Source organism: Agrobacterium sp. MS2 (genome assembly GCF_003261015.1).
In the GTDB taxonomy this organism is placed as follows: domain Bacteria; phylum Pseudomonadota; class Alphaproteobacteria; order Rhizobiales; family Rhizobiaceae; genus Agrobacterium; species Agrobacterium pusense.
Map to the genome: position 1 here is coordinate 131845 of NZ_QLNF01000012.1, position 23937 is coordinate 155781.

Annotated in this window: 26 protein-coding genes; 5 read left to right on the forward strand and 21 right to left on the reverse strand. The window is 59.6% G+C overall.

Annotated elements, in window-relative coordinates:
• Positions 1–51 precede the first annotated feature (51 nt).
• The 3 genes from ttcA to DOU54_RS05275 are packed head-to-tail and all read left to right on the forward strand — an operon-like array spanning position 52 to position 2677.
• Positions 52–978 carry a tRNA 2-thiocytidine(32) synthetase TtcA gene (gene ttcA, locus DOU54_RS05265; RefSeq protein ID WP_035209970.1) on the forward strand — a complete coding sequence of 309 codons (927 nt, stop codon included), beginning with the start codon at positions 52–54 and terminating at the stop codon, positions 976–978.
• A gap of 16 nt (positions 979–994) precedes the next feature.
• Complete coding sequence (locus DOU54_RS05270) at positions 995–1822, forward strand: inositol monophosphatase family protein (protein WP_004442460.1); 828 nt, start codon at positions 995–997, stop codon at positions 1820–1822.
• Between the two features lie 30 nt (positions 1823–1852).
• Positions 1853–2677: an inositol monophosphatase family protein gene (locus DOU54_RS05275; RefSeq protein WP_035210118.1), complete on the forward strand. Its 825-nt coding sequence runs from the start codon at positions 1853–1855 to the stop codon at positions 2675–2677.
• Positions 2678–2900: 223 nt separating this feature from the next.
• Here the strand turns inward: DOU54_RS05275 and DOU54_RS05280 are convergent, their stop codons facing one another.
• The 3 genes from DOU54_RS05280 to DOU54_RS05290 all read right to left on the reverse strand — a co-directional run bounded on the left by DOU54_RS05280 (position 2901) and on the right by DOU54_RS05290 (position 4977).
• Complete coding sequence (locus tag DOU54_RS05280; protein WP_006698780.1) at positions 2901–4109, reverse strand: multidrug effflux MFS transporter; 1209 nt, start codon at positions 4107–4109, stop codon at positions 2901–2903.
• Between the two features lie 137 nt (positions 4110–4246).
• Positions 4247–4582 (reverse strand): Grx4 family monothiol glutaredoxin, encoded by a 336-nt coding sequence (grxD, locus tag DOU54_RS05285; RefSeq protein WP_004442454.1) that lies wholly within the window; start codon positions 4580–4582, stop codon positions 4247–4249.
• Positions 4583–4728: 146 nt separating this feature from the next.
• On the reverse strand, positions 4729–4977 hold the full coding sequence (locus tag DOU54_RS05290) for a hypothetical protein (RefSeq protein ID WP_004442452.1): 249 nt from the start codon (positions 4975–4977) through the stop codon (positions 4729–4731).
• Between the two features lie 110 nt (positions 4978–5087).
• On the opposite strand from DOU54_RS05290, the gene DOU54_RS05295 reads away from it, so the two are divergent.
• On the forward strand, positions 5088–6236 hold the full coding sequence (locus tag DOU54_RS05295; protein WP_113381326.1) for a hypothetical protein: 1149 nt from the start codon (positions 5088–5090) through the stop codon (positions 6234–6236).
• Between the two features lie 117 nt (positions 6237–6353).
• Here DOU54_RS05295 and DOU54_RS05300 read toward each other — a convergent pair whose 3' ends face one another.
• The 4 genes from DOU54_RS05300 to DOU54_RS05315 all read right to left on the reverse strand — a co-directional run bounded on the left by DOU54_RS05300 (position 6354) and on the right by DOU54_RS05315 (position 11069).
• The gene (locus DOU54_RS05300) at positions 6354–6587 is read right to left on the reverse strand and encodes a BolA family protein (protein WP_003516012.1); all 234 of its coding nucleotides are present in this window, start codon (positions 6585–6587) and stop codon (positions 6354–6356) included.
• Between the two features lie 16 nt (positions 6588–6603).
• Positions 6604–8838 (reverse strand): phosphoribosylformylglycinamidine synthase subunit PurL, encoded by a 2235-nt coding sequence (purL, locus tag DOU54_RS05305; protein WP_072494580.1) that lies wholly within the window; start codon positions 8836–8838, stop codon positions 6604–6606.
• 114 nt (positions 8839–8952) lie between these two features.
• Entirely contained in the window at positions 8953–9543 is a 591-nt protein-coding gene (locus DOU54_RS05310; RefSeq protein WP_112554591.1) for an acyloxyacyl hydrolase, read from the reverse strand.
• A gap of 107 nt (positions 9544–9650) precedes the next feature.
• On the reverse strand, positions 9651–11069 hold the full coding sequence (locus DOU54_RS05315; protein ID WP_113381327.1) for an aminotransferase-like domain-containing protein: 1419 nt from the start codon (positions 11067–11069) through the stop codon (positions 9651–9653).
• Between the two features lie 93 nt (positions 11070–11162).
• On the opposite strand from DOU54_RS05315, the gene DOU54_RS05320 reads away from it, so the two are divergent.
• Positions 11163–11468, forward strand: coding sequence for a DUF1127 domain-containing protein (locus DOU54_RS05320; RefSeq protein ID WP_004442436.1), 306 nt, complete (start codon positions 11163–11165; stop codon positions 11466–11468).
• 274 nt (positions 11469–11742) lie between these two features.
• Here DOU54_RS05320 and DOU54_RS05325 read toward each other — a convergent pair whose 3' ends face one another.
• The 14 genes from DOU54_RS05325 to DOU54_RS05395 form a co-directional block, all read right to left on the reverse strand.
• Entirely contained in the window at positions 11743–12147 is a 405-nt protein-coding gene (locus DOU54_RS05325; RefSeq protein WP_004442434.1) for a hypothetical protein, read from the reverse strand.
• Between the two features lie 78 nt (positions 12148–12225).
• Complete coding sequence (gene purQ / locus DOU54_RS05330) at positions 12226–12897, reverse strand: phosphoribosylformylglycinamidine synthase subunit PurQ (RefSeq protein WP_004442432.1); 672 nt, start codon at positions 12895–12897, stop codon at positions 12226–12228.
• Between the two features lie 19 nt (positions 12898–12916).
• Positions 12917–13159: a phosphoribosylformylglycinamidine synthase subunit PurS gene (purS, locus tag DOU54_RS05335; protein WP_003507918.1), complete on the reverse strand. Its 243-nt coding sequence runs from the start codon at positions 13157–13159 to the stop codon at positions 12917–12919.
• 54 nt (positions 13160–13213) lie between these two features.
• On the reverse strand, positions 13214–13978 hold the full coding sequence (purC, locus tag DOU54_RS05340) for a phosphoribosylaminoimidazolesuccinocarboxamide synthase (protein ID WP_004442430.1): 765 nt from the start codon (positions 13976–13978) through the stop codon (positions 13214–13216).
• A gap of 206 nt (positions 13979–14184) precedes the next feature.
• On the reverse strand, positions 14185–14748 hold the full coding sequence (locus DOU54_RS05345) for an alpha/beta hydrolase (RefSeq protein ID WP_004442428.1): 564 nt from the start codon (positions 14746–14748) through the stop codon (positions 14185–14187).
• A gap of 80 nt (positions 14749–14828) precedes the next feature.
• A complete protein-coding gene (gene purB / locus DOU54_RS05350; RefSeq protein WP_113730930.1) occupies positions 14829–16136 on the reverse strand; it encodes an adenylosuccinate lyase in 1308 nt (435 codons plus the stop codon).
• Between the two features lie 81 nt (positions 16137–16217).
• A complete protein-coding gene (locus DOU54_RS05355; protein WP_072494577.1) occupies positions 16218–16724 on the reverse strand; it encodes a hypothetical protein in 507 nt (168 codons plus the stop codon).
• Between the two features lie 60 nt (positions 16725–16784).
• Positions 16785–17462, reverse strand: a complete 678-nt coding sequence (rpe, locus tag DOU54_RS05360) for a ribulose-phosphate 3-epimerase (RefSeq protein WP_004442425.1) — start codon at positions 17460–17462, stop codon at positions 16785–16787.
• Positions 17463–17594: 132 nt separating this feature from the next.
• Positions 17595–18674 (reverse strand): ABC transporter substrate-binding protein, encoded by a 1080-nt coding sequence (locus DOU54_RS05365; RefSeq protein ID WP_113381359.1) that lies wholly within the window; start codon positions 18672–18674, stop codon positions 17595–17597.
• Positions 18675–18709: 35 nt separating this feature from the next.
• Positions 18710–18949 carry a hypothetical protein gene (locus DOU54_RS05370; RefSeq protein ID WP_081093404.1) on the reverse strand — a complete coding sequence of 80 codons (240 nt, stop codon included), beginning with the start codon at positions 18947–18949 and terminating at the stop codon, positions 18710–18712.
• Between the two features lie 610 nt (positions 18950–19559).
• The gene (locus DOU54_RS05380) at positions 19560–19985 is read right to left on the reverse strand and encodes an NUDIX domain-containing protein (RefSeq protein ID WP_113381330.1); all 426 of its coding nucleotides are present in this window, start codon (positions 19983–19985) and stop codon (positions 19560–19562) included.
• 8 nt (positions 19986–19993) lie between these two features.
• Complete coding sequence (locus DOU54_RS05385; RefSeq protein WP_006698787.1) at positions 19994–21490, reverse strand: DEAD/DEAH box helicase; 1497 nt, start codon at positions 21488–21490, stop codon at positions 19994–19996.
• A 219-nt stretch (positions 21491–21709) separates the two neighbouring features.
• On the reverse strand, positions 21710–23008 hold the full coding sequence (locus DOU54_RS05390) for a M23 family metallopeptidase (RefSeq protein ID WP_113381331.1): 1299 nt from the start codon (positions 23006–23008) through the stop codon (positions 21710–21712).
• A gap of 92 nt (positions 23009–23100) precedes the next feature.
• Positions 23101–23922, reverse strand: coding sequence for a ferritin-like domain-containing protein (locus tag DOU54_RS05395; protein ID WP_113381332.1), 822 nt, complete (start codon positions 23920–23922; stop codon positions 23101–23103).
• Between the last annotated feature and the right edge of the window lie 15 nt (positions 23923–23937).

Consider the following 23937-nt stretch of genomic DNA (forward strand, 5'->3'; position numbering starts at 1 on the left):
GGATGGGAGCATTGCCTGCATGGATAACGGCAGTCGTGCCGGAGCGAGCGGATGATGAATATTCTCACCAGGGTCGATGACATCGCGGAAAAGATCGGGGCAGATCAGGAATCGCCGGAAGAAGCTGGCAGCTCGCATCCGCTATTTGACAATGCACCGCGCTCCGTCTCCTTCAACAAGCTGCGCAAGCGGCTGCTGCGCAATGTGCGTCAGGCCTTTGAAGATTTCGACATGCTGAAAGGCCAGAAGCGCTGGCTGGTCGGCCTTTCCGGTGGCAAGGACAGCTACGGGCTTTTGGCGCTGCTGCTCGATCTCAAATGGCGCGGCCTGCTGCCCGTTGAACTGATCGCCTGCAATCTGGATCAGGGCCAGCCTAATTTCCCCAAGCATGTCTTACCGGAGTATCTGGCGAAGATCGGTGTTGCCCATCGCATCGAATATCGCGACACCTATTCGGTGGTGAAGGAGAAGGTGCCCTCCGGCGGCACTTACTGTTCGCTCTGTTCGCGGCTCAGGCGCGGCAATCTTTACCGCATCGCGCGGGAGGAGGGCTGCGACGCGCTGCTGCTCGGCCATCACCGTGAGGATATTCTCGAGACCTTCTTCATGAACTTCTTCCATGGCGGACGTCTGGCCGGCATGCCAGCGAAGCTTTTGAATGACGAGGGTGACCTGATGGTCATGCGCCCGCTTGCCTATTGCGCCGAAGAAGACATGGCGAAATTTGCGGCGGCGATGGAATTTCCGATCATCCCCTGCGACCTTTGCGGCTCGCAGGACGGGCTTCAGCGCAACGCCATGAAGGAAATGCTGGCGGATATCGAGCGGCGTATGCCCGGTCGGAAGGATGTGATGCTGCGGGCGCTGGCACATGTGAACCCTTCCCATCTCCTCGACCCCAGACTTTTTGATTTTTCGGCGCTTTCTGTCACGGGGGCGTCATCTGAAGAGCCTAGGGAGGCCCACCCTCCCTTATGAAGAAGTGCCCCGCGCGATGACCCTTTCCGATAAAGATATCGATTTCCTCGTTGCCACCGTTGCCGCAGCCGGTACGGATGAAATCATGCCCCGCTTCAGGAACCTGAGCGCTGGCGCCATCTCCGAAAAGACATCCGCCGTCGATCTCGTCACCGAGGCGGATGTTCTGGCCGAAAAGCTGATAACCGCAGCGCTGCTCGAGCGGTTTCCAAAGGCGCATATTGTTGGCGAAGAGGCGTATGACGCGGATCATTCCGTCATTCCCGCCCTTGCCGACGCGCCGCTTGCCTTCGTGATCGATCCCATCGACGGCACCTTCAATTACGCTTCCGGCTTTCCCGCCTTCGGTACGCTGCTCGCGGTCACCGTCAAGGGTGAGACCGTGGCTGGACTTATCCACGATCCCGTGATGGGGGACACCATCATTGGTCTGAAAGGCGAGGGCGCCTATCTCCACCGCAAGAACGGCTCGCAGGCAAAGCTGAAGGTTGCCGATCCCGCGCCACTGTCCGACATGGTCGGCCTCTTTTCTTGGGGTCACAGCCATCCGGATCGCCGGCCGGTGATCGCCGCCAATATGGCGAAGATAAAGATGGCATTGTCGCTTAACTGCTCCGCACATGAATATTGGCTCGCTTCCGCCGGCAATCTTCATTTCATCGGCCATGAAAAGCTGATGCCATGGGATCACCTTGCAGGCGTGCTCATCCATCAGGAAGCGGGTGGCTACACGGCGCGTTTCGACAACACGCCCTATCGGCCCGGCCAGACCACCGGGGGCATACTTTCTGCTCCCGACAAGGAAAGCTGGAAGATGCTGCGGCGGGAAATCGTCGCCTTATAAGATTTATGCTCAAATGGAAGGATCTCGCCCATGGCTCTCGAACTCGACATCGCCTCTCTTGCCAATGCGCTTCAGGAGGCTGCTGCGGTTGAAATCCTGCCGAGGTTCCGCAATCTGGGCGATGGCGACGTCAGGATCAAGACCGAAGCGATCGACCTGGTTACCGAGGCTGACGAGGCCGCAGAGCGGTTGATCCGCGCCCGCGTGCAGGAGATCATGCCGGATGCTCTGTTCATCGGCGAGGAGGCGGTGGCGGCCGACGCTTCGCTGCTTGGCAAGCTTGCCGATGCCGATCTGGCTGTCGTGGTTGATCCGATCGATGGCACCTATAATTTTGCGTCCGGCCTGCCGCTTTTCGGCGTGATGATGAGCATCATCTCCAAGGGCGAGACTGTCGCTGGCCTGATCTTCGATCCCATGGGCAATGACTGGGCCATTGCCGAAAAGGGCTCCGGCGCATGGCTGTGCAGCGCGGATGGCGCGCAGACGCAGATGTCGGTCGTGCCGGCGCCGGAACTGTCGCAGATGGTGGGTATCGCCAATACCGGCTATTTCGACGTGGAGACGCGCCGCAAGATTCTGGTGAACCTGGCCGATGTGCGGCTCTTCACCAGCTATCGCTGCGCCGCACATGAATACCGCCTGTTCTGCGGCGGTCACATGCATTTCCTGATGTACAACAAGCTGATGCCCTGGGACCACCTGGCCGGCACATTGATCTCGCAGGAATCGGGCGCCTATGCCGCCCGCCTTGATGGCTCGCCTTATCTGCCACGCCATGTGGATGGCGGGCTGCTGCTGGCGCCTAATCAGGAGACGTGGGAATTGCTGCGCGAGAAGATTTTCACGGTCTGAGGCTCCGGATTCGTGGGGTGTGCACAACCTTCACCGTCATGCCGGACTTGATCCGGCATCCAGCTGCGGCGCGTCTGCGCGGCGGAAGGACCTTTTTCAGCCCAAGGACTTGGGCTGGCTGAACCCCGGATCAGCTCCGGGGTAACGGCCGTCGGCGAGACCCACCAGCAAACAAAAAAGGGCGCGGAACAGAATTCCGCGCCCTTTTATTTTTCCACGTCCCTTAGCGGATCGGCTTGTTGTGGGCATGAAATAACACACCCTTTTCGCCGATCAGTACAAAGATCAGGCCGATGATGGAGACGACGAAGAAACCCGCCACCATTGGCAGTGCGGTACCATCGAAAGCTTGGCCGATGGCGGCGCCGATCAGCGAACCGCCAATGGTTCCCATGAAGCCGATCACCGAGGAGGCCGTGCCGGCGACGTGGCCAAGCGGTTCCATCGCCAGCGAGTTGAAGTTCGAGCCGATCCAGCCGAACTGGAACATGGCAAGCGCGAAGAACACGATGAAGATGGCGAAAGGCATCGGATCCGGTCCCAGCACCTGCACCACAAGCCAGATGAAGGTGATGGCGATGAAGCCGAGCAGCGACCCGTGCGACAGCTTGCGCATGCCGAACCTTCCGACAAGCCTCGCATTGATGAAGGACGAAAAGGCCATGAACAGGGCGACGCCGGCAAATGCCGCCGCGAACCATGGACCAAGGCCGTAAATGCCCTTGTAGACCTGTTCAGCGGAATTGATAAAGCCGAACAGCGCACCGAAGATGAAGGTGCTGGAGAGCGTGTAGCAAAGCGCAATGCGGTTGGTGAGCACGATCTTGAAACCGCCGAGCACCGAACGGGCGGTGAAAGGGCGGACATCGTCCGGATGCAGGGTCTCAGGCAGGCGGAAATACATCCAGGCCGTTACCACGGCAGCGATGCCGGCCATGAAGGCAAAGATAAGGTGCCAGTTTCCGAAGAAGAGAACGATCTGACCGGTGCCGGGCGCGATGACCGGAACGACCATGAAAACCATCATGATCAGCGACATGACTTCAGCCATCTGGCGGCCGCCATAGATGTCGCGGACGATCGAGATGGTGATGACGCGTGTTGCCGCAGAACCGATGCCCTGAATGAAACGCAGGAGCAGCAGGCCGGAGAAGGACGGCACAAAAACAACCGCAAGCGCTGAAACGATGTAGATCGCAAGACCAAAGAGCATCGGCTTGCGGCGACCGAAACGGTCCGAGATCGGCCCATAGAGAAGCTGGGCGACGCCGAAACCGAGAAGGTAGGCCGAAATGACATATTGGCGATGGTTTTCATTCTCGACGCCCAGCGAGGCGCCGATTTCCTGAAGCCCGGGCAGCATGATATCGATGGCGAGCGCGTTCAACGCCATCAGCATTGCGGCCAGCGCAATGAATTCCGTACGCCCCATCGAGCCTGCGCGCGAAGCGGTGGATTGTGAAAGATTTGTCACAGGATTGCCCCAAAAAGAACGGCAAAGGCGTTGCATGAAGCAACGCCTGGCATAAATTTCTGACAATCAGGGTGGGCCGGATGAACCGGCCGAAATCAGGCCGCGCCGCGGACGCTGATACCCTGTTCTTGGAAGTGGCTCTGCAATTCGCCGGACTGGAACATCTCTCTCACGATGTCACAGCCGCCAACGAACTCACCCTTGACGTAGAGCTGCGGGATCGTCGGCCAGTTGGAATAGTCCTTGATGCCCTGACGGATGTCGGCATCGGCAAGCACATTGATGCCCTTGTAGTCGACGCCGAGATAATCGAGGATCTGTACCACCTGGCCGGAAAAACCGCATTGCGGGAATTGCGGGGTGCCCTTCATGAAAAGAACGATGTCGTTGCTCTTCACTTCGCTGTCGATCATGTCGTGAATGCCGCTCATAGGCCTATTCCTTTCACATGCGGTTCAAGGCCGCTGCTTTCTGTTAGCCTCTAAATAACATGTCGTGGCGCGATTTCCACCCGTCGGAAGGAAAAAATGCGTGCCTCCTGCAACGCATAACGCGCCAAAAAACGGTCTTCCGACGCCTAGCGATATCTCTGCCGGCTGCGCGCGGCGGCGGTGCGTCTTTTGCTGACCTGTTTTTTGGCCGGCTTCGGTTTGACTGCGGCCTTGATTGCGGCTTCCAGAACGGAGCCGACAATACCGCCGGCGAGAGAACCGGTGCTTTTCGTTCGGCGTGCGCGGCGCGTCTTGCGGATGCCGGTCTTGGTGAGGACTTCCGACAAAGCGCCCTTGACGACGCCGTTTATCAGTTGATCGACGATGCCAGACAAATTTTCTCCGCCTTTAAATAAATCATATTTCCGTCGCGATTTTTACTATACGTGCATCGCCCACTGTATCAAGCGATCCTTTCGGGTGCCTCCAGCCCGAAGGTTTATGCATGCCGACCGTCACGTCACGACTTGTCCTTTATTTCCCGGGTTTCGATCCGCTTGATGCCGCTGCCCATCATCTGCGTTATCAGCGTGCCGCCGCGCTGGCAGGAAAAACATGGGCCGTCGATTATGCGGTGGGGCCGCTGGAGAACAGGCCGGGCGGCGAAACATTCACCGTGGAAGCCTCGTCAGGCGATTGGCGGACGCGTTCGGACATCATCGTCTATGATCATAATGCCGTCATCTCACAATTGCGGAATGCGCCGGTCTGGCGGCAGATCTGGCAGGGCTTCAAGGCGGGAGCGGGCATTATCGGTGAGGGGGGCGCGGCGCGCTACTTCCGCCATGCATGGCGTTTTGGGCTGTTCTTTATTTTTCCGTTCCTGCTGATGCTTTCCGGTGGCGTGCTTGCGGCGGTGATTGGCCTGTCGCCCTGGCTTTTCGCCTTACCGCTGTGGCTGCTGGTGGCCAGCCTTCCGGCTGCGGCCCTGTTTTTCACCAAGGCTTTCCTGCCGTTTGCCGAGCGCTTTCACACCCTGCATCTTTATGCGGACTGGCGGTTCGCACTCGCAGTCGGCCGCGACGAGCCGATTGCCCGAGGCTGGATCGAAGAGAAGGCAGCGCTTGTTCTGACGGCGCTGGAGCAGTCTTCGGATGAGGTTCTGGTGGTCTCGCACAGCATGGGCGCCAGCTTGGCCCTCGCGGTCATCGGCCGCGTGCTGGAGCTGAAGCCGGAGGCGCTGGATGGACGGAAGTTGTCTTTCGCAACGCTGGGTGGGGCGGCCTTGCAATGCGCGTTTCTGTTGAGCGCCGTGCGGCTTCGTCAGAGCATTGGCGTCATCGCACGTCACCCTCAGGTGACATGGTTCGATATCCAGTGTCTCACAGATCCGATCCATCTATATCGTTGCAACACGGTGGCGCTGACCGGTCATGGCGATGCGCCGCAACCGAAAATCGTGCCGATCCGCTTCAAGCATTCGCTTTCACCGGAGCGTTACAAGAAGAACAAGCGGAATTTCCTCAGAATGCACCGGCAATATGTTCTCGGGCCTGATCGCAGGTCCGGTTACGACTTTACCCTGCTGACGGCCGGGCCTCTGCCAGCCGCCTCATTTGCCGATCTCGAGTCACAAACGCCGCCTGCTCTTTAGAGGTTTCGATAACGTCGAATATGAAAAGGCCCGCGTGGGACTATCACGCGGGCCTTTCTTTATTCTGCAGCCGTCAGGTCTTTCAGCCGATGGGACAGAGACCGGTGATCTCAGTCATCATTCGGGCGCCGAGGTCTGCAGAGCAAGGGCATGCAGGACGCCGCCCATATTGCCCTTCAGCGCGTCATAGACCATCTGGTGCTGCTGCACGCGGGTCTTGCCCTTGAATGCATCTGCCACGACTTCCGCCGCGTAATGATCGCCATCACCGGCCAGATCGCGGATCGTGACCTTTGCCCCGGGAATTCCCGCCTTAATCATGTCTTCAATGTCGCCGGGTTTCATGGGCATGGTGTTTCTCCTTAATTCATTCTGCGGCGACTAGAGTTTCGCCGTCCATGAACTGAGGGAACCACGATTCATAGGCCGAGTGCAATTCTTTAATCTCGACGGCGCGCGCCGTGCCCAGCTTTACGGTGGAACCACCGGTGACGCCGATGTTGGCGCAGGAAACGCCGGCTGCCTTGGCAGCCGCCAGCACCTTGTCGAGATCACTCTTCTTCACGGTCAGGACGTAACGACCCTGATCTTCGCCATAGAAGGTGAGGACCGGGTTGTGGCCTTCGACCGCATCGATGGTCGCGCCGATTCCGGAGGAAATCGCCATTTCGGCAACCGCGAGCGCCAGACCTCCCGAGGAGCAATCGTGAACGGCGGTGGCGAGGCCATCCGTGATGATGCCACGCACGAAATCGCCGTTCTTCTTTTCGGCGGCGAGATCGACATGCGGGGCAGGGCCGTCGATACGGCCATGGATATCACGCATGTACACCGACTGCGCGATGTGGGTGCCGAGGCCGGCAGGTGCGCCGACAAGCAGCACCGCTTCGTCAGCGGCAGCGAAGCGAATGCGGGCCATGCGGCCCCAATCCTTCAGCAAGCCGACGCCGCCAATGGTGGGGGTTGGCAGGATCGCCTGGCCATTGGTCTCGTTGTAGAGCGAGACGTTGCCGGAAACGATCGGGAATTCCAACACGCGGCAGGCTTCGCCGATGCCCTTGATGGCATGAACCAGCTGACTCATGATTTCGGGCTTTTCCGGGTTGCCGAAATTCAGGTTGTCGGTGGCCGCGAGCGGCAGGGCGCCGGTTGCGGTAATGTTGCGCCAGCATTCGGCCACGGCCTGCTTGCCGCCTTCGAAGGGGTCAGCCTCGACGTAACGCGGGGTGACGTCGGAGGAGAAGGCGAGCGCCTTTTTGTCGTGGCCTTCGACGCGAACGACGCCGGCATCGCCGCCCGGAAGCTGCAGGGAATTGCCCTGGATCAGCGTGTCATACTGCTCGTAGACCCAGCGGCGCGAAGAATTGTTCGCCGAACCGACGAGCGATACCAGCGCATCGGCGATATCGGCAGCGGGGACGTCGTTTTCCGCAAGCGGGGCGGGCACCTTCGCGGGCGTCCACGGGCGGTCATATTCCGGAGCCTGATCGCCCAGTTCCTTGATCGGCAAGTTGGCGACTTCCTCGCCGTTGTGAATGACGCGGAAACGCAGGTCGTCGGTGGTCTTGCCGACGATCGCGAAGTCCAAGCCCCATTTCACGAAAATCGCCTTGGCGACTTCTTCCTTGGAGGGCTCGAGAACCATGAGCATGCGCTCCTGGCTTTCGGACAGCATCATTTCATAGGCAGTCATGCGCTCTTCGCGCACCGGCACGGCATTGAGGTCAAGCTCGATGCCGAGGTCGCCCTTGGCGCCCATTTCCACGGCCGAGCAGGTGAGGCCGGCGGCGCCCATGTCCTGAATGGCGATGACCGCGCCGGTTTTCATCAGTTCAAGGCAGGCTTCCAGCAGGCACTTTTCCGTGAAGGGGTCACCGACCTGAACGGTCGGGCGCTTTTCTTCGATGGACTCATCGAATTCGGCAGAGGCCATGGTCGCGCCGCCAACGCCGTCGCGGCCGGTCTTTGCGCCGAGATAAACCACCGGCAGGCCCACACCCTTGGCTTCCGAGAGGAAGATTGCGTCGGACTTGGCAAGACCGGCGGCAAAGGCGTTAACGAGGATGTTGCCGTTATAGCGCGGATCGAATTCCACTTCGCCGCCGACCGTCGGCACACCGAAGGAGTTGCCGTAGCCGCCAACACCGGCAACGACACCGGCCACGAGATGGCGGGTCTTCGGGTGGTCGGGCGCGCCGAAGCGCAGGGCGTTCATGGCGGCAATCGGGCGCGCGCCCATGGTGAAGACGTCACGCAGGATACCGCCGACGCCGGTCGCCGCACCCTGATAGGGCTCGATATAGGAGGGATGGTTATGGCTCTCCATCTTGAAGACGACGCAATCGCCATCGTCGATATCCACAACGCCGGCATTTTCACCGGGGCCCTGGATGACGCGTGGTCCCTTGGTGGGCAGGGTCTTCAGCCACTTCTTGGAGGACTTGTAGGAGCAGTGCTCGTTCCACATGGCCGAGAAGATGCCGAGCTCGGTAAAGCTGGGCTCCCGTCCGATCAGGTCGAGGATACGCTGGTATTCGTCGGGCTTCAGCCCGTGGGATGCAACGAGTTCCGGGGTGATCTTGATGGAGTTTGGAATCGACATAGGTCTCACGCGGTTCGAGCCGAGGGAAGTTTCCGGTTCTTTAGCGCAAGAGGCTCAAAGGTGCGACAGGAAAATGCGCGGTTTTACCCGCAAAACGCTGCTTTCTTGGCTTCTTCAGAACCTGTAGCCGACCATGAGGCCGACGCGGGTCAGTCCGTCATTGGGCCCATCGCACAGATTGGCATGTGATGCATGCTCGATCTGGGTCGAAATATTCCAGTTATTATCGAAACGATAGCCGATCGCCGCATATTCGTGGAAAAGCACCCGGCAGCCGAATTCCGCACCGGTTTCGCCGGCACTGTTTCTCAGCTTGCCATCGTGCCAGAGGCCGCCAAAACCGAAATCGAGAAAGATCTTCGGGTTGAGATCGAAGGTCCAGTTGACGCCGCCGTAAATGGTATTCGCCGAGCCCTCAGTGCCGATCTCGCCACCGATATGCAGCCGTGGGCGGGAGAGTTTTTGGCCGAGCGTTACCGCAGATGCACTGGCGAAGGGATCAAAATAGGCGGTGAAGGCCGGAAAGACGCCATCCTCACCGCCATTGTCGTGATTGGAGATTGAGGTGGTTGCGCCGAAGCGCAATTCGTCGAAGACGGTGCCTTCCGCAGCAGTGGCGGGCATGGTGCCGATCAAGACACATGCCGCAAGAAGGATCGCCAGCGCGAAACACGCCCTCACACCTGTGGAACCGAATGCTGCCATCGAATCATTCCCCACCTCGAATTGCGAAAAGGATGGCAGGTTTGTCGGTTTGGTAAATGATAAGTTACTGAATTAGGCCGGGTGTTGCAGGAAAGACTCTCCGCCCCCTAGGCAACGCTTTCGTAACCGGCCGAGCCGTTGTCGAGCAGGTGGCGCAGGATGCCGAGGGCATGGGTCAACTCTTGCTGGTTTGAGGGACCAGAAAGGCTGACACGCACCCGATGGAAAACCTTGTCGGTGCGGCCGGCCTTGAACTCATCCTCGTCATCTATCAGCACGCCTTCTTTCATCGCCGCGTTTCGGAACGTGCCGGAAAGCCAGGGTTCGGGCAGTCTCAGCCACAGGAAGGCGATGTCGGGCAGCGAATTGAAATCCAGTCCGGCGAAGGCCCGCCGGGCAATCGCCTCGCGCTGATTGATCTCGGCGATACAATCCTTGCGAATGTCGTCGGCGTCACCGCTGTTGACGAGGCGGGCATTCACTTCGGCCAGCATGAAGGGCAGACCGCCTGTCAGCATCGAGTGGGATATGCGGATGCGCGACGAATATTGCGCCGGGCAGGCGACCCAGCCGCCACGAACGCCAGCGGCAACGGATTTAGACAGGCCGCCGACGACGAAGGTAATGTCGGGCGCAAATTCAGCGATCAGCGGGATCGCCTCACGCGTCATCGCACCATAAAGATTGTCCTCTACGACCCAGACACCATACCGGCGGGCAATATCGGCTATCGCACGGCGACGCTCTTCTGGCAGCGTGGCGCAGGTCGGGTTCTGGCCGGCGGACATCAGGAAGATCATCTTGGGATGCTGCTGGGCGCAGACGCGCTCAAAATCGTCAGAGACAATGCCCTTGTCATCCGCTTCAACCAGCGTCACCCGCCGTCCGGCAAGTGTGGCGCTGCGGCTGATATGGGAATAGGTCACGGGTTCGAAAACGATACGGTCTCCCGGGGCGGTCATGGCCGTCACCACACTCATCACCGCCGCATGGGCGCCAAGCGTCGAGACGATGTTTTCCGGTTTTGGCGACCAGCCGTTCTGGGAAAGCCAGCGAGCGCCCGCCATGCACCAGTTGTCAGGAAAGGAACGGGCGTAATTGGTGACGTCGTAAGCATGTTCGCGGGCGACAGCCTCGATATGTCTGGCGATCAGCACGCTCTGGCCGACATCGGGTGCCGCCGTGGTGTTGAGCCGGAATTCAGCGCTGCTATCGACAGCGTGGCGTGTGCTGCCGAAGGCTGCCGCCACCGTCTCCATGGGCGCTGAGGGGGCCGGGGTCTTGCGCTCATTGACATAGGTGCCGCGGCCGACCTCGCCGCTGACCAGGCCGCGCTCGTGGATAAGCGCGTAGGCCCGGCTGATTGTACCTATTGTCACGCCGAGGTCATAAGCGAGGTTGCGCTGCGGCGGCAATTTCGAGCCCGCCTGCAGGGTGCCATCGGAAATTGCGCCCTCGATACTGTCGGCGAGGCGCAGATATATCGGGCCATCGCCCACAGTGAGATCAGGAAGCCAATTTGTCATGGTGACAATTTATGCATTGTATCTCTTCGCAAGTCAATTGTATTTATTGTCTGCATTCAATGAAGGCAAACGCACGGAGACAATAGGTGCAATATGCGCAAGATGGATCAATACCTTTCGACAGCGGATACGCTCTATCCTGATGGCTACGAACGGGAACGCGTGTTCCGCGATGCCGGCGACATGGTCGCACCTGCGCCTTTTCCGGCCAAGATCGCCAGCACGCCAATTGGTCGCCTGATTGCGGGCATGTTCAACTGGCACCGGAAGCGGCAGGGACGGCTCGCTTTGCGGGAACTGTCTGATGATCTTCTGGAAGATATCGGCGTAACGCGCGATGAAGCCCTGAAGGAAGCGGCGAAATCCCAGCTTTTTTCATGGCCGACACGGCCGCTTTAATTTTTTGCCGGAGAGCGGCGCCTTCTTTCCCCGGCGCCATCAAGCCGTGCGGCAGCCCGCCACGCCATTCCCAACCGGCGTTGGCGGGTTTTTTTATTTTTACGTCCCTTAGAGCAGCTTCGGCAAATTGATAAACGGTACGTGGCAAGAGCTTCTTGTGCCGGCGTCTGCCTTTTGCCGAGCGTTCCCCTTTCCTCATTCCTGCGACAAGCACAGGAATGAGCGACGTGGATACGTCTCGCCCGATATGCAGGGCTAGAATACTACGATGAGATCAGCAGCCCTTGCCGCCATTCGCCCAGCGCTTGACGTCGGTTGCGATGCGGCTGGAAATGGCCTCGTTCATCACCGGGCCAAAAGCGTCGAGCTTTGCCGGATTGCCTTCGGCCTGAACGACCAGCATGGGCCGCGATTCCGGGCTGTTGCGCGGCACGAGCAGGATGCGCGGACGGCCTGAGAAGGAATTGAGTTCAGGGGCCAGACGATAGGCCTTGAAAGCCGCATCCCCCGATTTGAACCAGCAGGCATTCGCGCCAAGCGCTATCCGTTCCATTGTGGGGAGAGCGGCGCGGGAGACCGAGGCTGTCGGCTGTGGTTTCGGCTGACAAGCAGCCAGGGTCGCCGCAGCTAGAAACAATCCGGTCGCCTTGAGGGTATTCGATCGACGGGCAAAAGACATCAGGTCATCCAGAAGAGAGGGCCAAAACGACGCCGTCAGCCGGCATCAAAAAAGGCGGGCTCAAAACCCGCCCGTCTGTCAGGCTGCGATGACGCCAAGCGCCGAAGCGAAGAGGCCGCGGCCGTCATTGCCGCCATGGGCGGCTTCGATCAGGTTTTCCGGATGCGGCATCATGCCGAGAACGTTGCCCTTGGCATTGATGACGCCGGCAATGTCGTTCAGCGAGCCGTTCGGGTTGGTGCCTTCGGCATAACGGAACACGACCTGGCCGTTGCCCTCGACCGATTTCAACTCATCCGCATCGAGGAAGTAGTTGCCATCGTGATGGGCGACGGGGCAGCGCAGGATCTGGCCCTTGTCGTAAGCGCGGGTGAAATCGGTGTCGTTATTGGCGACTTCGAGCTTTACTTCGCGGCAGACGAATTTCAGCGAGGCGTTGCGCATCAGGGCGCCCGGCAGCATACCGGCTTCGACCAGAATCTGGAAGCCGTTGCAGACGCCGAGAACCTTCACGCCCTTTTCCGCCTTCTCGCGGATGGCCTGCATGACAGGCATGCGGGCGGCGATCGCGCCGCAGCGCAGATAGTCGCCATAAGAGAAGCCGCCGGGAATGACGATCAGATCGACATCGGGAATATCCGTCTCCGTCTGCCAGATGGTGACAGGCGCCTGACCGGAAATTTTCGTCAGAGCCGCGATCATGTCGCGGTCGCGGTTGAGGCCGGGAAGTTGGACGACAGCGGATTTCATGGACGGCGGCTCCTGGAGCTTAGAGAATGGCGATGGCGTAGTTTTCGATGACCGTGTTGGCCAAGAGCTTTTCGCACATTGCCTTCAGGTCGGTTTCGGCCTTCGCCTTGTCGGCGCCTTCCAGTTCCAGATCGAAAACCTTGCCCTGACGGACATGGCCGACGCCACCAAAACCGAGGCTGCCAAGCGCGCCTTCGATTGCCTTGCCCTGCGGATCGAGAACGCCGTTCTTCAGCGTAACAGTCACCCGTGCCTTGATCACCTGATCTTCTCCTGATTTTACCCTACGAGGCCAATATTATTTCACGAGCCGATATTACTTTACCAGAACAGGACCGGTGCCGCGGATCGGTTCGTTTTCATTGATGATGCCGAGACGGCGCGCCACTTCGGAATAAGCTTCCAGAAGACCGCCCAGATCGCGTCGGAAGAGGTCCTTGTCCATCTTCTTCTGGGTCTCGATGTCCCAGAGACGGCAGCTGTCGGGCGAAATCTCGTCGGCGAGGATGATGCGCATCATATCGCCTTCGAAGAGGCGGCCACATTCGATCTTGAAATCGACGAGCTGAATGCCGACGCCGAGGAACAGGCCGGAGAGGAAGTCGTTGACGCGGATGGCGAGCGCCATGATGTCGTCAAGCTCGGCGGGGTTGGCCCAGCCGAAAGCCGTGATGTGCTCTTCGGAGACCATCGGGTCTTCGAGCTCATCCGACTTGTAATAAAACTCGATGATCGAGCGTGGCAGCACCACGCCTTCCTCGATGCCGAGGCGCTTGGAAAGCGAGCCGGCGGCGACATTGCGCACGACGACCTCGAGCGGGATCATCTCCACTTCCTTGATCAGCTGCTCGCGCATGTTGAGGCGGCGGATGAAGTGGGTGGGAATGCCGATCTTGTTCAGATGCGTGAAGACGTATTCGCAGATACGGTTGTTCAGCACGCCCTTGCCGTCGATGACTTCATGCTTCTTCTTGTTGAAGGCGGTCGCATCGTCCTTGAAGAACTGGATAAGCGTGCCTGGCTCCGGACCCTCGTAAAGGATCTTGGCCTTGCCTTCGTAAATACGGCGGCGACGGTTCATAATTGCAGGTCTCTTGGTTGACGCCGATTCTGGTGGCGTTGCGTTTGGTCTTTGAAGCGGTCCCATAAAGGAAAAGAGTGCATTCTACAATGCGGCTGGCATATTTCCCTTCAATTCTTGTGACAGGGCCGCCGAACTGTTTCATCCGCAAAACCGGGCCGCGGCAGGGGCGGGGGGGCGATGCGGATTTCAGTTGGCGGCTCTCGTCATGGCTCGACGCCTTTGAGGCGGCTCAGGAATTGCGCGAAGACCATGCCGCCCTCCGGCCACGGGCCGTGCCCGGACTCGGCATTGATGTGGCCGGACATGCCGGCATCGATCAAAAGCGAACCCCAGGCAGCAGCGATGTCGTCGGCGTGTTCATAAGAGCCGAAGGGATCGTTGCGGCTGGCGATGGTGATCGCCGGAAAGGGCAGCGGATCGCGCGGGTAAGGCCCGAAGGTCATGAGATGCTTCGGCCTGATTTCGGGATTGGCGACATCAGGCGGCGCAACGAGAAGCGCGCCGGATACCTTCTTGCCGATTTCAGGCAATGCGTGGATCACCGTTGGAACGCCAAGCGAATGGGCAACGAGGACGACGGGCCTGGTGGAGGCGTTGACCTCCTCTACCAGCCTGGCGACCCAATCTTCCTTCACCGGTTTCGACCATTCCGCCTGCTCGACACGGCGGGCGGTGGAGAGCTTTCGCTCCCAGCGGCTCTGCCAGTGGTCCGGGCCGGAATTGGTATAACCGGGGACGATCAGGATATCTGCTTCTGAAACTTTCATGCGCCATATCTGTGTTGTGATGCCGCCGCGATCAAGGTCGCGGCGGCATTAACGTCAAGCTCTCGGGTTCAGCTCAAGTCTCAGGCGTTGCCGAAGACGCGGGCGAAGATCGTATCGACATGCTTGGTGTGGTAACCGAGGTCGAATTTTTCGCGGATGACCTCTTCGGGGAGCGCAGCGCGCACTTCCTCGTCGCCCAGCAGTTCCTCAAGGAAGTCCGCACCCTGTTCCCAGACCTTCATGGCATTGCGCTGGACCAGACGATAGGCGTCTTCGCGCGATACGCCAGCCTGCGTCAGCGCCAGGAGAACGCGCTGCGAATGCACGAGACCACGGAACTTGTTCATGTTCTTCAGCATGTTGTCCGGGTAGATCACCAGCTTTTCGATGACGCCTACCAGACGGTTCAATGCGAAGTCCAGAGTGACTGTCGTGTCGGGGCCGATGGCGCGCTCCACGGAGGAGTGGCTGATGTCGCGCTCGTGCCAGAGGGCAACGTTTTCCATGGCCGGGACGACCGACATGCGCACCAGACGGGCGAGGCCGGTGAGGTTTTCTGTGAGAACCGGGTTACGCTTGTGCGGCATGGCCGACGAGCCCTTCTGGCCGGGAGAGAAGAACTCTTCCGCTTCCAGAACTTCGGTGCGCTGCATGTGGCGGATTTCGATGGCGACGTTTTCAATCGACGAGGCGATGACGCCAAGGGTGGCGAAGAACATGGCGTGACGGTCACGCGGGATGACCTGCGTGGAAACCGGCTCGGGGATGAGCCCGAGCTTTTCGCAGACATGTTCCTCGACGCGGGGGTCGATATTGGCGAAGGTGCCGACAGCGCCGGAGATTGCGCCGGTGGCGATTTCCGCACGGGCATTCAAAAGGCGCTCACGGTTGCGATGCATCTCGGCGTAGAAGCGGGCGAAGGTGAGGCCCATCGTCGTCGGTTCGGCATGGATGCCGTGGCTGCGGCCGATGCGCACCGTGTTCTTGTGTTCGAAGGCCCGGGTCTTGAGAGCCGCGAGCACCCGGTCCATGTCGGCGAGCAGCAGATCGGCGGCGCGCACGAGCTGGATGTTGAGCGTGGTATCGAGCACGTCCGACGAGGTCATGCCCTGATGCACGAAGCGGCTGTCGGGACCGACGAATTCTGCGAGATGGGTGAGGAAGGCGATGACATCATGCTTGGTGACGGCCTCGATCTCATCAATGCGGGCGACGTCGAAGGTGGCGCTGCCGCCCTTTTCCCAGATGGTCTGGGCTGCTGACTTCGGGATGACGCCGAGCTCGGCCAGCGCGTCACAGGCATGCGCCTCGATCTCGAACCAGATGCGGAATTTTGTTTCCGGCGACCAGATGGCGACCATTTCCGGCCGGGAGTAACGAGGGATCATGGCAATGACTTTCTTAGTAGAGGAAATTTGCTGCCCGTTTAGCAAAGTGTTCCGCTAATCTCAATCTATCAAGCTGCATGCCTACGCCGCTTGCGGTGCACGCCGGCAGAGCATTGCCCCTGCGGGCACGAGCGGAAGTGCGGCGAAGGGAAAATAAAGACCAAGTCCCAGAACGACGAACTGGTAGACTGCACCGAGCGACGTGAAAAGCTGCTGAAAAAACCAGATGCGGGAAAAGGTTGGCGCATGCCATTGCGCATAAAAGATGCGGTACTCGAACGCGAACAATGCTGCCGCCACGGCGAGCGTGAAGAAAGCGATTGCGAGACATGCTGTCGCAAGACGCAATGGTTGGGATTTTAAGGCAGGGAGAACGCGCAATGCTGCCAGCGCCAGCAGCCAGCCGAAAAATCCGCCCGTGAAGAAAAGCGTGATGATATCGGCGACGTGATCGGTTTCCAGCCTGTTACGGGCATAGAGGCCGATGGCGGCCGACGCCGCTGAACAAACGCTCCAGCCAAGCGCGCCAAGCAGAATGAACAATGCTGGAAGAGCCCTGTCGCGGAAATTCCGCCTGCCGCTTTCCATGACATTCCCCCCGACGCCTCGTTGTGCCGCATCCGGCTTTCCGCATTCGGCGGTGACGGATTACGCCCGTCCGGCTTCCGCGGCCGTGCGCAGGAGGGCGATCGTCTTGCGATAATCCTCCACGCCATCGCCTTTGAAGACTGCGGAGCCCGCTACCAGTGCATTGGCGCCGGCGGCGATGATATCGCCTGCGGTCTGCGCCGTCACGCCGCCATCCACTTCCAGTTCGATCGGCCGCTGACCGATCATCGCCTTGGCTGCGCGGATCTTGTCGAGCATGGCGGGAATGAATTTCTGGCCGCCGAAGCCGGGATTGACGCTCATGATCAGCACGAGGTCGACATCGTCGAGCACGTTCTCGATAACGGAAAGCGGCGTTGCCGGGTTGAGCGTGACGCCAGCCTTCAGGCCCAGTCCGCGAATGGTCTGGAGAGAGCGGTGCAGGTGGGGGCCGGCCTCCGCATGCACCGTGATGCTGTCACAGCCGGCCTTGGCAAAGGCTTCGAGATAGGGATCGACGGGGGCGATCATCAAATGGCAATCGAAGAAGGCATTGCTGTGCGGCCGAAGCGCCTTGATGACATCAGGCCCGAAGGAAATGTTCGGCACGAAATGCCCGTCCATGACATCGAGATGAATCCAGTCCGCGCCGGCCTCGGTGACATCGGCGACTTCCTGTCCGAGCTTGGCGAAATTGGAAGCCAGGATCGACGGTGCTATCCGGATGGGCAGGGACATGGGCAAACTCCTCTCGACGCGTTGCGTAAGTTTGCCTTTAACATCATGCATCGGGGTTTGAAACGGTCAGCGGTGAGGTTGCTGATGGTTTTCCGCTGCCGCTCCGCGAATTTGTCCCGGTGCTGGCTGCAGCTACTGCCTTTCGGCTTTGTCCGCCGGTTCGAAGCGCTGGCCGTTCCAGCGCTGCAGGCGGTAGGGATTGTCCGAAAGCTCATGCGACGGGTTGAATGCGAGATCGCCAATCACGGTTTTGAAGGCCGTGCCGGACGCCAGTATCTCCGGCGCCGGTTTCGACTGCGCCTGAGCCGCTTCCGCCAGCGCCGCCGTCAGTTCGGTGGCGGCATAGGCTGGAAGGACGTAACCTTCGGGCTCAATGCCTGCGGCGCGCAGTTCGCCGGCTGCCCCCTGCGCCGAAGGCAGTGTGTCATAGGCCGGGCGCGTGATGGCCATCACGTTCGCAGCCAGTGCGAGGGGGGTGTTGGCGGCGTTCAGCGTATCGCCGCCCAGAACGGTGAGCGGAAAATTCTCTGAAGCGGCGTCCCGTGCTACGACGGCGATATCGTTTCGTTCCGCGCCGATGAAGACATGGGTAATGCCGGTGCGCGCCAGCCGGCGCACAAGCGCCACCTGCTGTTCCTGATTGGGTCGCATCGTATCGGCAAAGGTGGGCTTCAGCCCGTTTTCCTCCAGCGTAGAGCGGATACGGTCCACCAATTCGCGGCTGTAGATCGTGCCGTCATCCACGAGCCCGATCGGGTGGCCTTTCCAGTCGCGAAGAATGACTTCCGCAGCCCTTGCCGATTCGGCCCGATCCGATGGGGCGAGGCGAAAAAGCGGCCAGCCATATTTCAGCGCGTCCTCCATCAGGATGGGTGCGCGGCTGGAAAGCGTGATGGCCGGAATGGCCGCGGCCTTGAGCGGCGGCAGAACGTCCTGAAGCGTTTCCGTGCACAGGAAGCCGATCGCGGCGCTGACTTTCGCCGCCACGAGGCCATCGGCAATCGCGCCGCCACTGCCGTCTTCGCAGCTCTCGTGAATCTCCACGACATCCAGGCCGAGTTTTGCAGCTGCCGCCTTGGCGCCCTGCCGGACCTGTTGCCCGAGAAGCTCGTAGGGGCCGCTCTGCGGGGCAACGATGCCGATCGATGCCGCGCTTGCTGAACCCGCAAAGGCAAAACCGGCGATGATCGTTAGCAGGCGAAGTGAAAGCATGACGTGGTCGAAATCCTGTTGTCCCGATCTGATGTTTATCGGCACCAATCGGTTTTCCAAAGGAAAAATCGCCGGTCGTCCATCATAATCGCACGCCGGCGCCTGGACTGCGGCGGCTTGGCTTCGATGTCGGGCGATCCGAATGCCGAGATGGACGCGGCATCTTGTGGTTGTTGCCGTCGGCCGATAATGGTGCCTCGCGGCCATACCGCAGCGCTGCTCTTTTTCGCCCCGATATCTTCTTTCTGTACCGCTTTACTGAAGAAGTATTTCATAAGTCCGCCACGTGCCGTTTTACTTCATAAAACTATTACAAGTGGCGCGTATAAGCACACTCCAGCGAAGGCCTTGTTGCTGATTATGCCTTTTGCAGTGCACGTCATAAATCTGCACATTTTATTTTCATATCTGTAATTTATTGATATCTAAGTTTAATATAGAAACCTTCTAATTCCCCACCTCTTTTTCGCCATGTTTTTTTCGCATTTGCGAGAAGATTTGCTTGACGGAAAGTAAATGATTAGCTTAGATGGAATTGTTTCAGGGGACGACTGAAATTGGCTGTAAAAAGCCTCGGAAAGTGTTCCGATTATAAGCACTGCCAGACTATATTCGCTTCTATATTCTATTTTTTTTATTACGTATAAACCGCTTCAGGAAACTGGGGCGGTTTTTTACATGGCTCTAATTTAAGCAATTTAAAATTGAATTCGGAGAACTTTACGCAAAGCCATTCTCTCGCGATAAGCGTTCCAGAAAAGAAATGGCGTGGATTAAGCGTGCCGTTGTCCGAAATTCTGGCTTCGACCCAATCTGATCCGCCGTTTTCGATTGTGAAAATTCCGCATCCCACGTCATTATTCGACGCCTGGGGCTGCCCCAGCATTATTTCAGGGCGGCCAGAGCGTCCTTTGCAAAGGCGGAGATCGGCTCAGGAAGTTTGTCGAGATCGAACCAGTCGATGGCGGAGAGCTTATCCGGCTCCGTAAGCGAGGGCTGACCCGTTGTGTCGCGGGTGACGAAGATCAGGGAGACCCAGTGATGGCGGTCCACTGCGTCGATAAATTCGCTATGGCAGAGAAATTCGACGTGGCCGATCGTAAGCCCGGTCTCTTCCTCGGCTTCGCGCCGCGCCGCGGCTAGCGACGTTTCGAGATGATCGACTTTGCCGCCAGGGATGCTCCAATACCCGGCTTCCGGCGCTTTCATGCGCCGGCATAAAAGGAGGCGGCCTTCACGCAAAATGACAAGGCCCACGCCGACGCCCGGAAAATCGACGCCCGGCTTGATGGTCGACGTCATCGTGTCCATTGCTGTGGTCAGGCCTTGGCGTTGGCCACGATCAGCATGAAGGCGGGAATGTCATCGCCGAAGCCAACCGGTGTCGGGCCATCGTCATGGTCGCGATAGTGGCGGCGACGGTCGCGGTTGTCGTCATTGGCGTGCAGCGGATTGCGACTGTTGCGGTCGGAATTGCGCGGGGCCTTTTCCTGCTTGCGTTCTGCTTTCACCTTGTCGTCTCCATGAGCCGCGATATCTGCGTCCGCAGCGGATTGTGCGCCCTGATTGATGTTTTCGACCGGTGCGGCGTCCCGGCGGTTACGGTCGCGGCCTCTGCCGCCCCGTTCCTTGCCCCGACGGCCGGAATTGCTTTCAAAGCTTTCCATCGGCGCGGGGAGGGTGGAGAGATCACCGTTCAGCCACTCTATCTTTTCGCCGATCAGCTTTTCGATGGCGTCGAGATATTTGGTGTCGCTTCTGGTGACGATGGTGAAAGCCTTGCCCGAGCGGCCCGCACGGCCGGTGCGGCCGATGCGGTGAACATAGTCTTCCGAATGAATGGGAATGTCGAAGTTGAAGACGTGGCTGACATCGGGGATATCAAGCCCGCGTGCGGCGACGTCCGAGGCGACGAGCAGCTTCAGATTGCCGTCCTTGAAGTTCTGCAGCATCGTCGTGCGCGAACGCTGGTCCATGTCGCCATGCAGCGCGCCGACGGAAAAGCCGTGGCGGTCGAGCGAACGGAAAAGATCGGCCACATCCTTCTTGCGGTTGCAGAAGATGATAGCGTTCTTGAGTTCAGCCTCTTCGGCACGGACGAGATCGCGCAGGACGGCGCGCTTTTCGTAGTCCTTGTTATGGGCGGCGACGATGCGCTGGGCAACGGTCTTTGCAGTAGAGGAGGGCTTGGCGACCTCGACACGGACGGGGTTCTGCAGGAAGCGATCAGCCAGCTTCTGTATTTCCGGCGGCATGGTGGCCGAGAAGAACAGCGTCTGGCGGGTGAAGGGGATCATCTTGGCGATGCGCTCGATGTCAGGAATGAAGCCCATGTCGAGCATACGGTCGGCTTCGTCGATGACAAGGATTTCCACGCCGGTCATCAGCAGCTTGCCGCGTTCGCAATGGTCAAGAAGGCGGCCAGGGGTGCAGATCAGCACATCGGCGCCACGTTCCAGCTTGCGGTCCTGGTCTTCGAAGGAAACACCGCCGATCAGGAGGGCGACGTTCAGCTTGTGATTCTTGCCGTATTTCTCGAAATTCTCCGCCACCTGTGCCGCAAGCTCGCGCGTCGGCTCGAGGATCAGCGTGCGCGGCATTCTGGCGCGTGCGCGGCCCTTCTCAAGCAGGGTCAGCATCGGCAGAACGAATGACGCGGTTTTGCCCGTGCCGGTCTGTGCGATACCGCAGATATCACGCTTTTCCAGCGCCGGCGGAATGGCGCCAGCCTGAATGGGTGTCGGCGTCGTGTAGCCGGCATCTGCAATAGCGGAAAGAACTTTTTGGCTCAGGCCAAGATCAGAGAATGTTGTCAAAGGAAGAACTTTTTCCGTTCTGGTTCGGTAAGAACACCTGCGTGCCGCGACGGCACTTGCAAAGACTTGGCGCGGGGATAGGCCCAAATTGCCGGAAAGTCAAGGAAACAACGGGAAAGGCGCGTTAAACGTGCCGCTCGCGGCTGGGCTTTTAAGCCTCAGGCGTGGTTTTTCGGGATTTATTGTTAAAAGAGCAAAAAAAGCGTTAAAACCGGGACGCTATTTCAAATAGGTTTTAAGCTCTGCCCCGGCGATCAGAAACCGCATCGGATCCACGGGCGTATCGTTGCGGCGCACTTCATAATGCACGTGCGGACCGGTGGAGCGGCCGGTGCTGCCGGCGCGGCCGATTACGTCGCCGGCTTCGACCCGGTCGCCGGCCTTGACCAGAATGGCGGAGAGATGGCCGAATCGGGTCGACACGCCCTGGCCGTGATCGATCTCGACCATATTGCCGTAACCGCCGGAATTTTCCGCCACCGTCACCTTTCCCGCGCCGGTGGATTTGACGTCGGCGCCGGTCTCGGCACGAAAATCGATGCCGGTATGTAGCGCCGGGCGGCCGAGAAACGGATCCATCCGATTGCCGAATCGACTGGTGATCGCCCTGCCGGGTGCCGGGTTGCCGAAGGGCAGGGTCGTCGCCGTTTCCCTGACGACGTCCAGCCGGTTGAGAGCGGTGTCGAGATTGGTCAGCGACAGGCTGAAGGGATCGGTTTCGCCGCGCTCTGGTTCCGCATAGGGTCCGCCAATGTCGGCGGTGCCGCTCTCATCGATCTTGAGCCCGGCCTGGCGGATAATGTCCTGCATCGCACTCGCCTTGTCTTCGGCGTCGCTCGTCAGTTGCGCTATCCGCGATATCTGCTGGCGCTCGATGTCCTTCAGCGACAGAGTTACCTTTGAAAATACGCGATCGGCGCGGTCCGAGGGCGTCTCGCCGCCTTCCGGCTGGTAAGCAGCACGTCTGTCGTTAGCGGTGGGTTGTTCCGGCTGTGGTGGGCGCGATGTCATCAGCTTTTCGATCGCCGAGAGACCGCCCGACAGATCGGCGCGTTTTTCCGGCGCCATGGCGTTTGAAAGGGACGAGGGTGCTGTCGGCGACGTCGCGACGCCGGAGTTTTCCGCGCGTTCCAACAGTTCGCTCATGCGGCCGTGCCGCGAGGTCAGCGCCGCCTGCTGTTGCAGAAGCTTTTCCACTTTCTTTTCAACGACCTGCTGATCCAGCAACTGCCTGGAGGTGACGCGGTCCACCTGGGCTCTCAGGGCTGCGATGCGGTCTTCGTAATCGTTCTGAATGCGGGTCTGGCGCGCCATTGTCGCGCCGATCAGGTCGTCCCGCAGGATAAGGTAGCCGGTGGCGCCGAGATAACCGAGCGAAAAAAGGCCGATCGTGCAGCCGGCAAGCGCCGCCATCCAGGGCCGGATGGTCATGTGCCGCACCTTGTCGCCGCGCGCGAGAATGAGCACGTGCGGCTCACGCTTTTTGCCAAATACCCGGTTTTCCGCCGTATCAGTCACAATCTCTCTCCGGACTGGCCGATTTCTTGAAGGAAATCATAATTCGTTAAGGTTAACGAAGTTTTGCCGGAGTGGCGTTTCGGCAGCGTCGGCTACTGGCTGACGGATGTGAGCGAGCGGTAAAAGGATGGCGTCAGGCCGGCCTCGGCGCGGGCAAGGTCATTAAAGGGCGGTTTCAAAGGGCCGCGGAAATTGGCGCGCACCAGTAGCCTGAAGGTCGCGGCCGGATCCTTCTTCTCACGGGCACAGAGGAACCGGAACCATTTTGCACCGATGGCGACGTGGCCCTTTTCGTCATTATAGATGACGTCCAGAACGGCAGCGCTTTCCAGATCGCCGGTTTCGCGCATCTTCGCCTGCAGGGAAGGGGTGACGTCCAGTCCGCGCGCTTCGAGGATGAGCGGCACGACGGCAAGCCGTGCGGTGAGATCGTTGCGGGTGGAATGCGCCGCCTGCCACAGCCCGTCATGGGCGGGCAGATCGCCATAGTCGGCACTGAGGCTTCTCAGCCGGTCGCGCACCAGCCGGAAATGTTTTGCCTCCTCGAAGGCGACCTGCATCCAGCCATCGAAAAAGGAGTGCGGCACCGGCTCGCTGGCATAACGGGCGACAATGTCGAGCGCGAGATCGACGGCGTTGAGTTCGATATGGGCAATGGCGTGCAGCAGCGCGATACGGCCCTTGACGCTGTGAAGCGAGCGGCGTTCCACTGCGGTCGGCGGAACGAGTTCCGGCTTTTCCGGCCTGCCCGGGCGCTCTGGCAGGGGCGGGTCCAGCGGAGAGCGCAGCGACAGGCGGCGCTCGAACCACCGTGTCGCCGTCTCCTGTGCGAGCGCGGTCTTCCTGTCGAGATCGGCGCTTGCGATAGCATCCGTCGCACCACCGCGCAGCGACATGATTTTGAACGGGGGCATCACAACGGGTTGGCC

Excerpts from the sequence above, each read along its gene's own strand:
- ttcA (WP_035209970.1), top strand. The coding sequence starts at position 52 with ATGATGAATATTCTCACCAGGGTCGATGACATCGCGGAAAAGATCGGG.
- DOU54_RS05270 (WP_004442460.1), top strand. The coding sequence starts at position 995 with ATGACCCTTTCCGATAAAGATATCGATTTCCTCGTTGCCACCGTTGCC.
- DOU54_RS05275 (WP_035210118.1), top strand. The coding sequence starts at position 1,853 with ATGGCTCTCGAACTCGACATCGCCTCTCTTGCCAATGCGCTTCAGGAG.
- DOU54_RS05280 (WP_006698780.1), bottom strand. The coding sequence starts at position 4,109 with ATGGGGCGTACGGAATTCATTGCGCTGGCCGCAATGCTGATGGCGTTG.
- grxD (WP_004442454.1), bottom strand. The coding sequence starts at position 4,582 with ATGAGCGGCATTCACGACATGATCGACAGCGAAGTGAAGAGCAACGAC.
- DOU54_RS05295 (WP_113381326.1), top strand. The coding sequence starts at position 5,088 with ATGCCGACCGTCACGTCACGACTTGTCCTTTATTTCCCGGGTTTCGAT.
- DOU54_RS05300 (WP_003516012.1), bottom strand. The coding sequence starts at position 6,587 with ATGCCCATGAAACCCGGCGACATTGAAGACATGATTAAGGCGGGAATT.
- purL (WP_072494580.1), bottom strand. The coding sequence starts at position 8,838 with ATGTCGATTCCAAACTCCATCAAGATCACCCCGGAACTCGTTGCATCC.
- DOU54_RS05310 (WP_112554591.1), bottom strand. The coding sequence starts at position 9,543 with ATGGCAGCATTCGGTTCCACAGGTGTGAGGGCGTGTTTCGCGCTGGCG.
- DOU54_RS05315 (WP_113381327.1), bottom strand. The coding sequence starts at position 11,069 with ATGACAAATTGGCTTCCTGATCTCACTGTGGGCGATGGCCCGATATAT.
- DOU54_RS05320 (WP_004442436.1), top strand. The coding sequence starts at position 11,163 with ATGCGCAAGATGGATCAATACCTTTCGACAGCGGATACGCTCTATCCT.
- DOU54_RS05325 (WP_004442434.1), bottom strand. The coding sequence starts at position 12,147 with ATGTCTTTTGCCCGTCGATCGAATACCCTCAAGGCGACCGGATTGTTT.
- purQ (WP_004442432.1), bottom strand. The coding sequence starts at position 12,897 with ATGAAATCCGCTGTCGTCCAACTTCCCGGCCTCAACCGCGACCGCGAC.
- purC (WP_004442430.1), bottom strand. The coding sequence starts at position 13,978 with ATGAACCGTCGCCGCCGTATTTACGAAGGCAAGGCCAAGATCCTTTAC.
- DOU54_RS05345 (WP_004442428.1), bottom strand. The coding sequence starts at position 14,748 with ATGAAAGTTTCAGAAGCAGATATCCTGATCGTCCCCGGTTATACCAAT.
- purB (WP_113730930.1), bottom strand. The coding sequence starts at position 16,136 with ATGATCCCTCGTTACTCCCGGCCGGAAATGGTCGCCATCTGGTCGCCG.
- DOU54_RS05355 (WP_072494577.1), bottom strand. The coding sequence starts at position 16,724 with ATGGAAAGCGGCAGGCGGAATTTCCGCGACAGGGCTCTTCCAGCATTG.
- rpe (WP_004442425.1), bottom strand. The coding sequence starts at position 17,462 with ATGTCCCTGCCCATCCGGATAGCACCGTCGATCCTGGCTTCCAATTTC.
- DOU54_RS05365 (WP_113381359.1), bottom strand. The coding sequence starts at position 18,674 with ATGCTTTCACTTCGCCTGCTAACGATCATCGCCGGTTTTGCCTTTGCG.
- DOU54_RS05370 (WP_081093404.1), bottom strand. The coding sequence starts at position 18,949 with ATGAAATACTTCTTCAGTAAAGCGGTACAGAAAGAAGATATCGGGGCG.
- DOU54_RS05380 (WP_113381330.1), bottom strand. The coding sequence starts at position 19,985 with ATGGACACGATGACGTCGACCATCAAGCCGGGCGTCGATTTTCCGGGC.
- DOU54_RS05395 (WP_113381332.1), bottom strand. The coding sequence starts at position 23,922 with ATGCCCCCGTTCAAAATCATGTCGCTGCGCGGTGGTGCGACGGATGCT.